Origin of the sequence: Mucilaginibacter sp. (assembly GCF_036568825.1) — a bacterium.
Taxonomy (GTDB): Bacteria; Bacteroidota; Bacteroidia; order Sphingobacteriales; family Sphingobacteriaceae; genus Mucilaginibacter.
Window position 1 is genome coordinate 17475 of the sequence record NZ_DATCRU010000041.1, and the last position, 10459, is coordinate 27933.

Annotated in this window: 11 protein-coding genes; 3 read left to right on the forward strand and 8 right to left on the reverse strand. The window is 44.2% G+C overall.

Annotated features, from left to right (window positions below):
• Positions 1-134: 134 nt before the first annotated feature.
• Together VIM89_RS08545 and VIM89_RS08550 are read right to left on the reverse strand one after the other, a co-directional pair.
• Positions 135-995 carry a hypothetical protein gene (locus VIM89_RS08545; RefSeq protein ID WP_488155733.1) on the reverse strand — a complete coding sequence of 287 codons (861 nt, stop codon included), beginning with the start codon at positions 993-995 and terminating at the stop codon, positions 135-137.
• A 224-nt stretch (positions 996-1219) separates the two neighbouring features.
• Positions 1220-1876 carry a dienelactone hydrolase family protein gene (locus VIM89_RS08550; RefSeq protein ID WP_488155734.1) on the reverse strand — a complete coding sequence of 219 codons (657 nt, stop codon included), beginning with the start codon at positions 1874-1876 and terminating at the stop codon, positions 1220-1222.
• Between the two features lie 154 nt (positions 1877-2030).
• Between VIM89_RS08550 and VIM89_RS08555 the strand changes: the two genes are divergently transcribed.
• Together VIM89_RS08555 and VIM89_RS08560 are read left to right on the forward strand one after the other, a co-directional pair.
• On the forward strand, positions 2031-2702 hold the full coding sequence (locus VIM89_RS08555) for a phosphoribosyltransferase (RefSeq protein WP_488155735.1): 672 nt from the start codon (positions 2031-2033) through the stop codon (positions 2700-2702).
• A gap of 65 nt (positions 2703-2767) precedes the next feature.
• Entirely contained in the window at positions 2768-3271 is a 504-nt protein-coding gene (locus tag VIM89_RS08560; RefSeq protein WP_488155736.1) for a response regulator, read from the forward strand.
• Positions 3272-3381: 110 nt separating this feature from the next.
• Here the strand turns inward: VIM89_RS08560 and VIM89_RS08565 are convergent, their stop codons facing one another.
• From VIM89_RS08565 to VIM89_RS08590, 6 genes are all read right to left on the reverse strand, one after another.
• Entirely contained in the window at positions 3382-5169 is a 1788-nt protein-coding gene (locus tag VIM89_RS08565; RefSeq protein ID WP_488155737.1) for a thiamine pyrophosphate-requiring protein, read from the reverse strand.
• Between the two features lie 124 nt (positions 5170-5293).
• Positions 5294-6061 carry an Fpg/Nei family DNA glycosylase gene (locus tag VIM89_RS08570; protein WP_488155738.1) on the reverse strand — a complete coding sequence of 256 codons (768 nt, stop codon included), beginning with the start codon at positions 6059-6061 and terminating at the stop codon, positions 5294-5296.
• Between the two features lie 12 nt (positions 6062-6073).
• Positions 6074-6781, reverse strand: a complete 708-nt coding sequence (locus tag VIM89_RS08575; protein ID WP_488155739.1) for a hypothetical protein — start codon at positions 6779-6781, stop codon at positions 6074-6076.
• A 49-nt stretch (positions 6782-6830) separates the two neighbouring features.
• Complete coding sequence (locus tag VIM89_RS08580; RefSeq protein ID WP_488155740.1) at positions 6831-7079, reverse strand: hypothetical protein; 249 nt, start codon at positions 7077-7079, stop codon at positions 6831-6833.
• An 11-nt stretch (positions 7080-7090) separates the two neighbouring features.
• Entirely contained in the window at positions 7091-9070 is a 1980-nt protein-coding gene (gene ligD, locus VIM89_RS08585; RefSeq protein WP_488155741.1) for a DNA ligase D, read from the reverse strand.
• Positions 9071-9220: 150 nt separating this feature from the next.
• A complete protein-coding gene (locus tag VIM89_RS08590) occupies positions 9221-10114 on the reverse strand; it encodes an isocitrate lyase/PEP mutase family protein (RefSeq protein WP_488155742.1) in 894 nt (297 codons plus the stop codon).
• 61 nt (positions 10115-10175) lie between these two features.
• Here VIM89_RS08590 and VIM89_RS08595 point away from each other — a divergent pair.
• The coding region (locus VIM89_RS08595; RefSeq protein ID WP_488155743.1) for a mechanosensitive ion channel family protein at positions 10176-10459 on the forward strand (284 nt) is incomplete at its 3' end.

Here is a 10459-nt window from a genome sequence, read left to right on the forward strand (position 1 = left end):
GGTCTGAGAGCTGTTGAAAAGGAATCCTGATAAAGGGTGATTTTAATAATGCCTGCCATTACAGACGGGTTTTAAAGGCTGATTAAAGATACCTCACTATATTTCCGGCAATAGTTCGCTTGGAAACATATCGATCATATAGTTGCCAACATTTCGGTTTTATCGAACAGATCATCTTTGCTATTTGAATTGACCTGTGGGTGATCATACAGAATGACCGGCGAGGACAGCATCATTTTGTTTTCGTGGTCGATCAATACCGGCCAGGTGTTCATATTCTTACAAACCGATGTACCCTCCGTAAATTCAACGGGCGGATTTTGTGACGAAAGAAACTTCCCTTTATCCGTTTTTAAAATAGTATGCACCGCAATAAAGGATTGGCACATGGCCATATCGTGTTCCATGCTTTCGGCATTTTTCAGATTAGTTTGATTGGTTATTCTCGCAGTGATCCTCCAAAGATTTTCCCGACCGCCTCCTGATACTTCAAGCTCAGCTCGACCGCCAATAGGATATACCCTGAATATCCTTCTCCCCACTACACCTGCTTCGCTAAAAATATTTTCAGCAATTGCAGAACCTGAAAACGAAATGGGCTTGATATTTCTTTTGTTTACAGAGTCTGAAACAGACATTTCACCATAGTCGATTTGCCGCTCAACTGCCTGCCAGCCTTCGGTAAAATGATGACTGTCGGCCATGAAATCTTCTGCTCTTACAAAATCGCCGTTTACCTTGCGGTACAGTTCGACCTTCACCAAATGAAGAAACCGGACCAGCACCTCAATTTTGGCATCAGGCGATGCATTCAGCAGACATTGCGTGCGCATAAAACCATTAGTATTAATATGTTTTGCCGAATAACTCCGGGGGAAAACTACGCCAAAGGGAATAGGCTTTTTATTTTTTAAAGCCGAGGGGCAAAACGAATACCCTTCGTACAACATAGTTTGGGTAAGCTTATTTAATAAGGATTCGTCATATGTTTGCATTGTGTCCATAGGTTACGATGAAGTAACCCTGAACCGCTTAAATGGTTTCTCTCCGGCGGGCCCGACCAGAAGTCAAGGTTGATTTATTTAAAACTAAAGCATTGTGCGTTAGTATTTTACGACAAAATATGCATTAAAGATCCGTCAAAAACGGGTATATCGGGCAAGCAGATTGGGTATTTGATGCAATGGAAACAGGTATTTGATACCGGCCATTTGTATGATCAAAGTGGCACTTCTGTTTTCAGATATTTACTGAACCATTCCAGCGCGTAATCAGCAACTTCGTCCAGTTTGCCGGGTTCCTCAAACAAATGGGTTGCTTCAGGAACAATGGTCAGTTCGCTGGGTGCATCGATTTGGTCCATGGCCTGCCGGTTAAGATCAATCACGGCAGTATCCAGTCCGCCCACAAGCAATAATACCGCTGCATGCACCTTTTCCAATGCGTCGCCGGTCAGGTCGGGCCTTCCGCCACGACTTACCACAGCCAACACCTTATCTGGTAATTCCGCAGCCGCTATCAGGGCCGCTGCGGCGCCTGTACTTGCACCAAAATATCCTATTATCATTCCTGAGGTTATCATTCCTGCAGTGGCCCAGTTGGTTACACTGATCAGTCTGCTTGCAAGTAAGTCGATCTCAAAACTATTGAAATAGATTTGGTTCTCAGCGTTCGTCAGAAGGTCGAACAGCAGCGTTGCATAACCCCGCTGTTGTAACCGCTCTGCTACATATTGATTGCGCGGACTAAAACGGCTGCTGCCGGTACCATGTGCAAAAATGACCAGCGCTTCCGCACCATCAGGTATTGCCAACTGGCCATATAACACAACGTCATCCACCGGCAGCCTCACTTCATCGTTATATATGGTTCTCATGACGGTATGTTGTTTTCAGATTTAACATTTGTCTTCGGGCAGAGATTACATTATCTGCAAATAGCGTAGAAATATTGCCGGAAACACGTATTTGTTACATAAAATCAGGTAGATAACCCGGAACCGGTCCCCGGTTATGCTTGTTGTTTAAATTATGAATAGCGCATACCGATATACCGATCGTAAGCAGGCTGGTATGTTTTTGGGCGATCATCTTGCAGAAAAATACAAGGGATTGACCGATCTCTTGATTATAGGGATACCTCGGGGTGGGGTAGAAGTGGCTTTTTATGTTGCTATGACCATGCAGGCGCCTTTATCGTTGATCGTGTCGAAAAAACTGCCTTATCCTGGCCAGCCTGAGTTTGGCTTTGGGGCAGTGGCTGAAGAGCATACAGTATATGTTGCAGATGAGTTTAAACGCGATCTTCCTGCTACCCTGGTAGAAAAATCGGTTGCAGAGCAGGAAACCGAGATCGCACGCCGGGTAGAACTTTACCGGAACAGCGCGCCGCTTTCGGATTTCCGGGGTAAAACAGTATTCCTGATCGATGATGGAATAGCGACCGGTGTAACGCTGGTGCCATGTATCCGGCTGTGCCGTGCTAAACAGGCTGCAAAAGTTATTATCGCTGCACCTGTGTCAGGCCAACAGTATGACCCGCATATGGCAGAGGCTGATGCAATTGAAGTACTGTACCGGCCCGCTGATTTTCATGCGGTGGGTCAGGCTTATGAACGTTTCGGCGATTTTACGGACAAAGAGCTGCTGAAATTGCTGCAAAAACAAGAAGATAATTATGAAAATACGCGATTACCGGGCTAATAAAGTTAATTATACATTATTGGTTGCATTTAAGTGCCCCTGTTTGCAAGTATAAATTCACGTAAGTGCTTGAATTAGACGTAATAGCCGTATTAAAATCGGGTAATTACCCTATACGAGGAGAAAATCCGGTTGTCGAACTTTGTAATACAATTTTTAAAGTACATAGGGATAAAAAAAGTATGGAAGGTAAAAAGATATTGATGATTGAAGACGATACCTGTTTCCTGGAGGTTATGCAGTATTTCCTGCAAATGGAGAACTGCCAGTTTACCGGCCTGACCCAAACTGAGGATATTGTACCGCTCGTTCAATCAACCAAACCAGACCTTGTACTCTTAGATTACCTCCTTCCCGATACAAATGGCGGAGATTTGTGTAATAAACTGCGTAAATGCCAGGATTTTGAGCATCTTCCAATCGTGCTCATATCGGCTTACCCGGAAAAACAATTGCAATTGGATGGAATACCTTTTTCAGTTTTTATTCCCAAGCCGTTTGACCTTTGGTATTTGCTTGCCTGCATGGAGAAGCTGCTTGGACACCGGTTTGATACCGCCGCGGCTTAATTAAACCCGCATTGCTTGATTTTACATTTGTTTTTTATTGGTTATGATTTGACCTGCCAGGATCAATCCGGGCAGATTTGTTGTTTTAATTAGGCTGATGTAAATGTGATCTAATGATGCGGAAGAAATTCTTCTACTACATCCCTGAAGGTTTGCTGGATAATACCCCGTTCATGAGCATCACCTTTCACAATAGTTTTTGTGAATTTGATCATCTGTTCAAAAGTTATATGCGGAGGAATGGTCGGAACATCAGGGTCGACAATTGCTTCCAGAATTACCGGACGGTCGGCAGAAAGAGCCTCATCCCATGCAGCACCCAACTGTTCAGGTTCATCTACTTTTATACCCTTTAAGCCTAACAATTCTGCATATCTTGCATAAGGGAAATCGGGCAGTTCCTGCGAACCAACAAATTCAGGGTTACCTGTCAGCACACGCTGTTCCCATGTAACCTGGTTCAGGTCGTTGTTGTGCAGTACCATGATGATCAATCTCGGGTCGCTCCATCTTTTCCAATATTTTGATATAGTAATAATGCCGCCATTGCCCAGCATCTGCATGGCGCCATCGCCGACTAATGCTATCGCCACACGATCAGGGTAAGCGAATTTGGCAGCTATGCTATAAGGTACACCGGGGCACATTGTTGCCAGTGTTCCGGAAAGCGTTGCCATCATGCCTTCCCTTATTCTCAGATTTCGGGCAAACCAATTAGCAGCCGAACCCGAATCTGCTGTTATAATACAATTATCAGGCAACCTGGATGATAGTTCCCAAAATACGCGTTGCGGATTGATAGGTTTGGCATTATTCATTGCTTTAGCTTCGATCACCTGCCACCATTCTTTAACATTTTTTTCGATTTCTTCCCGCCATGAACGATCTTCCTTATATCTAATTAGCGCGATAAGCGCTTTCAGCGTTTCCTTACTATCGCCTACCAGGTTTACGTCCATCGGGTAACGCAGGCTCAGCATACGGCCATCAATATCTATTTGCACTCCTTTGGCTTTGCCTTCATCCGGTAAAAATTCCGAATAAGGAAAGCCGCTGCCGATCATCAGCAAGGTATCGCAATCCATCATTAAATCCCAGCTTGGTTTGGTTCCAAGTAAACCGATGGCTCCGGTTACATAAGGCAGATCATCAGGAAGAGCCGCACGGCCAAGCAAGGCTTTGGCTACACCAGCGCCAAGTAGCTCAGCTATTTCTTTTACTTCAGTTGACGCTCCAAGTGCGCCTGCGCCAATTAATATTGCTACTTTTTTACCTTCATTTAAAATATCAGCTGCCTTTTGTAATTCACTTGCTGGCGGAACTGGTCTTTCCAGCGGGTGACCGATTCCTGTGAAAACGCTGCCATGTTTTTTTGGAGGGGCTTCGATGGAATCCAATTCCTGAACATCATTTGGGATGATAACACAAGTCACCGTACGTTGTGCTTTCGCAATACGAATAGCACGGTCGATCATTTGACGCGCCTGTCCGGGTTCGGTCATCATCTGTACATATTCACCAGCAACATCTTTAAAAAGGGAAAGCAAATCTACTTCCTGCTGGTAACTGCCACCGAGGGAAAGGCGGGCCTGCTGGCCAACTATGGCCACGACAGACTGATGGTCGAGCTTGGCATCATACAAGCCGTTCAGTAAATGAATAGCACCCGGACCCGATGTTGCCATGCAAACACCAACTTCCCCGGTAAACTTGGAGTGCGCACAAGCCATAAAGGCTGCGTCCTCTTCATGCCTCACTTGTATGAAATCTATCTGGTCTTTAGCGCGGTCCAGCGCACCCATTACACCATTGATACCATCGCCCGGGTATCCGAATATCCGGTTGATTCCCCACGCTTGCAGACGTGAGACTACAAAATCGCCAACTGTTGAAGCCATAGCAATGTGTTTATTAAGAGTTTAATATTCTAACATTGCTTAGATAGCCTTGTTTCTATAGCGACTTCGGCTTTTAAAAAACAAGTATTTATACGTGGTGAGTTGTTCAGAAATTTAGACCAGGTTAATCAAAAAGCTCCTGTTCTTCAGTATAATAAGTTTTTCTGGAGGCAATGGGTTTTTGCAAGATCACAGCCCCGGTGGAGGTTTTCTTTTTACGTGAATTGTGTACTTCCATAAAATCCCGGTATTCGCCGGTGATGATATCCGGGTGCTCTTTTATTATCTGCTTCTCCGCATCTTCCAATACTTTTTTTATTGATTTGGTCAGTGCTTTCACTTTGTCGACCGGGATTCTGTTCGATGCTGAAAAAGGAGATATCCTGGCATCCCATAATATTTCGTCGGCATAAGCATTGCCAATACCACGAACCATCTTTTGATCCATCAATACTGTCTTAACCGGAGTTCGTGTTTTGCTTAATTTTCCCTGCAGGTATTTCTCATCGATATCAAGCGCATCCGGCGTATCATTTTCTTTAGGATCTAAAGTCGGGGTGGCTGCAGCCTGGAAGTCAGTGAGCGACAGAATGTTACCATCATCAAATTTTAAGGAGATAATCAGACTTTTTGGTTGTTCTTCTTTAGATAACGCTAATTGTCCGTGCAGCATCAAGTGCAATCCGAGGACATGTTTATTGTCAAAAATAAAATGCAGTTCTTTTCCGGCACGCTCTACTTTTTCTAATACCGCGCCCTCCAAATTATCCTGAAGTTCTTTAACAGGCACATTTAGTTTTTTGGAGTGGCAAGTAACCCTCTCCACTTTCTTTTCTTTGAGCGCCTTTGTCAGATTACGGCTAAAAACCTGCAGATCGGGTAATTCGGGCATAGCGATTTTGATTTATTCAAAATACAAAAATATCTCATTACCTATGGCATCCACCAGGCCTTCTTTTACGCGATCCATTTTCCAACCGCTTTTCATACAGCGGATGATACCGATATTGTTATCATTTAATGAGATGTCGGCCTCGTAACAAATGCCTTCATCGATATCACAGGTTTCGCTGATGGGCACGGCTTCGCCCTTATAATGTACACCCTCGTATTCAAACTCAAGCGGAATAGGGTCTTTTTCCAATTGTTCGATCAGATCTTTAAAAAACTGGATCAGGTGCTTGCGTTGGGTCGGTGCCGTTGCGCTCCATTTTTCTTTGTCGGCACGTTTGTGAGCAACTTTAAATTTAAGCCCGGTCATTTCGGTCGAATAATCATTGGCATTCAGCTTTTTCACGTGCTGATGCGATATGATGTACCATTGATACTCAGTGCCAACCGGTACGCCCGAATTTTCCGGTGCATGACCGACACGTCTTTTGGTAACGGCATAGGATATTTCCCACAGATCAGGTGTGATCTTGGTCTCTTTCCAATCACCCTCATCATAATGCCAATGGTGGCCGCGACCGATCTGCATACCGGTATATTGTTTGCCACCAAATTTTTTATAACGATTATAGCTCGCGGACAGATCCTTGGCAACCGTTTTTTCTACTTTCTCTTTTTTTGCTCCCGTTGCTTTCTTCGGAGCTCTGGTTTTGGGTTCCATAGCAGATATTATTTATTATAAAACCACTCTCAAGGGCGATCGGTTTTAATCACGGAGTAGCTTTTCCTTTCTTTTCCCAATGGTCCTTAAGTTTCCCTTCTGATGTTGTTATCATACTCCGCACATACCGTTCGCCCCTGATTTTTCCCGGAGCGATCTTTTTACCGATAAAAAGCAACACTGGTCTGCCTGCTTCATCTGTCTTAAAAGCAATGTCCCGGCCGCGGTAAGTTATTTCATTGATTGATGACGCCGGGTATGGCTTGTTCAGCAGTTTTCTTACACCTTCTCCTAACATAGCTTATCTTTTTAATGTTCCTGTTGATGAAAAATATTTCGAGCTTTCTTTACGGTCTTTTCCAAGTCGATACCTTTACCAAGCACGCCCTTGAACAAGTCGCCGGTTTCTTTTAGGCGATCTATTGTATTGAAGATCGTAAAATCGCGCATAGTCAATCCGGGCTTTACTTCATCCCAGTGTAATGGCATGGAAACGGTCGCACCCGGTTTAGGACGAAGCGAATATGGTCCCGCCAGTGTCGCACCCGGACGGTTCTGCAAAAAATCGATATACATTTTGCCCTGCCGGTTTTTGATCTGTCGTTCTACGCTGGTGTATTTGGGTATTTGATCATGTACCAGGTTGGCTATCAATCGGCCGAACATCTGTGATTGATCATAAGTATATTTTGCAGCTAGCGGTATATAAATATGCATGCCGGTTGAGCCCGAAGTTTTTGGATAAGAGGGCACATCCAATGCATCTAATACTTCTTTTACTTCAAGCGCTGCGGCGATTACCTGGTCGAAATGATGTTTATCCGGATCGAGGTCAATTACACAATAATCCGGGTTATCCGGCGATTGTATCCTGCTGAACCAGGGGTTCATCTCAATACACCCTAACGAAGCCATCCAAAGCAGGCTGTCTTCGTTACAGGCAACAGCAAATTCTTTATGCTCACCGTCGCTGGTTACATAGGGGAAGCTATCCATCCATTCGGGCGATTTGTCTTTAATATCTTTCTGGTAAAAACTCGTGCCGTTGATACCATTTGGAAAGCGGTTAAGCGTTTGCGGGCGGTCCTTTAAATAGGGTAGGATATATTCAGCCACTTGGTAATAGTAATTGAGCATATCCCGTTTGGTGACACCATCTTCCGGCCAATAGATTTTGCTCAGGTGAGTAAATTTCAGTTCATGCCCGTGAACTTTGCGCACTTGTGTCTCTTCATTCGGATTCAGCAAAGTACGTCTGATGCCAGTTTGGGGAGCATTCAGAATATGATGATCTTCTTTTTGCTCAACTTCATTAATGGTTTGAGTAGTTGACGCTTCAACTTCGCGTACCACTTCATTGGCTTTTTTATCACTACGCATACCTTCAAATGAAGGATGACGAAAAACGCCATCACCGGTTACTTCAGCAAAGCTGATCTCGCAAACTAATTCCGGCTTCAACCAATAAGCTTTGGCTTTTGGCGGATTGGGTCTGAAACGCGAAGGGCTGTTAACATCAGGCACCTCCACAAAAGGCGCTTTGTCTATGATCAGCGGCTTAAACTGCGCCATCATTTCATTCTGAAGTTTATCAGAAAAACCAGTTCCGACTTTACCTACATAATGCAGCTTTTTATCTTCGTAAACACCGAGCAAAAGCGAGCTGAATTTTTTCGAGCTGCCTTCGTTTTTGGTAAAGCCGCCTATTACCACTTCCTGGCGTTTGTGCACTTTTATTTTCAGCCACTCTTTTGAGCGTATATCAGGCGAGTAAGTGCTGTCCTTCTTTTTGGCGATGATCCCTTCCAAGCCCATTTGTTTGGCTGCGCCGAAGAAATCGCTTCCCTTTACATCAAACACCTGGCTCAGGCGAATGCGGTCATCATCCTTAGGTAATACATCTTCTAAAACTTTCCGCCTGTCAGCAAGAGGCAATTCCATCAGGTTGATGCCATCATACCATAAGATATCAAAAACATAATAAGCCAGTTCACCGTCGGCTTCGCTGCGCCAGTTTTGAAGATGCCCAAAATTGGATTGACCCTTTTGATTCAGTACAACGATCTCGCCATCGATAACCGCATCAATCTTCCAACCGGATAACAATTCCCTCAATGGGTAATATTTGTCATTAAATGATTTGTTATTGCGCGAAAGAATATCTACATGACCCTTATTGATATAGCTGACCGCACGATAGCCATCCCATTTCACTTCATACATCCAATCCGGATCATCAAAAGGCTCATCGACCAGCGTGGCCAGCATTGGTTTAATCTTTTCGGGCATGACGGATCTTTTTGCATTCCCGAAAATATCCTGGAGAACTTTATGATTTATATCACCCTTCATGATTCTAATGAATTGACGCTAAGGATTATGGCGTTATTAACCTGTAATGTAATACCACGCGTCTTAGGTGATTGTTTTAATTTTAAGCTAATCAGGTATTTTCCCCCTCTCGAATTTTTTCTCTATTTCTGCCCAGTAAGGCAGGTCGACGATATTCATAAACTCATCCATATCAACAGCTCTATTTTGGGGCAGCGGCTCGCCATTTTTCAAATGTTTCAAAGCCATTTGCGTCGCATGCGCAACCTGGAAGATGACGGTCGTCGGATATAGTATCATGTTAAAACCCATATCTGCAAATTGCTGGGGCGGAACCCATGGTGTTTTACCGCCATTTTCCAACACGCTGGTCGCTAATGGTACATCTTTAAATACTCTGCCTATTTGCTCCAGTTGGTTTAAACTTGTTGGACCCTCAAGATAGATTCCATCTGCTCCTGCCTTTAAATAGTGTTCGGCCCGTTTTATGGCTTTATCCAAGCCTTCGGGACTGATGGCATCTGTGCGCGCAAGAATGAACAACTCGTTATCGCCCCGGGCTTCCACAGCAGCCCGTATCTTTTCCTCCATAGCATGTATCGGAACTACTTTCTTGTCGTTCATATGCCCGCATTTCTTTGGCGGCTGCTGATCTTCCATAAAAGTAGCTGAAGCCCCGAGATGAATATATTCTGAGATAGTTCGTGTTACATTTTTTACATCACCGTAGCCATCATCAATGTCGATCATGAAAGGCAATGGAGAGGCGGTAATTATGCTTTCAACAGTGAACTTCTTCTCGCCGAATTTTTCAAGGTCTACGTCGGGTATAGCGTGCGTGGCGCCTGATAACGCATAGCCGCCAATCTGGTAGGCATTAAAACCTGCTAATTCGATAAGCCTGGCAGTTAGCGCATCATGCGCAACTGGTAGTAAGATAGGCATTGAACTTTCCTGCAGGAGTTTCTTCCAGGTCTTACGGCGTGTGGTAATATGTTTCATAAGTATTAGATAAACCATTCTGCAATAAAAATGGTTTGTCTATGTATCGAAGGAGAATAACATGAATATTGAAAAATTTTATGACCATGTATATGATTGGGTGATCAAGTTTGGCCCTAAATTTTTAGTGGGGCTTGCAGTACTTTTTGTAGGACTGTGGCTGATCAGTATGCTGATGAAATGGTCGCGGGCAAGAATGCAGAAAAGGGATATAGATGCAACGATCAAATCCTTTATCATGAGCTTGGCCGCGGTTGCGCTGCGTGTCTTGCTGATATTGGGCGTAATGCAGATCATGGGCATTGAAATGACACTGTTCACAGCCCTGGTTGGAGCATTTGGTGT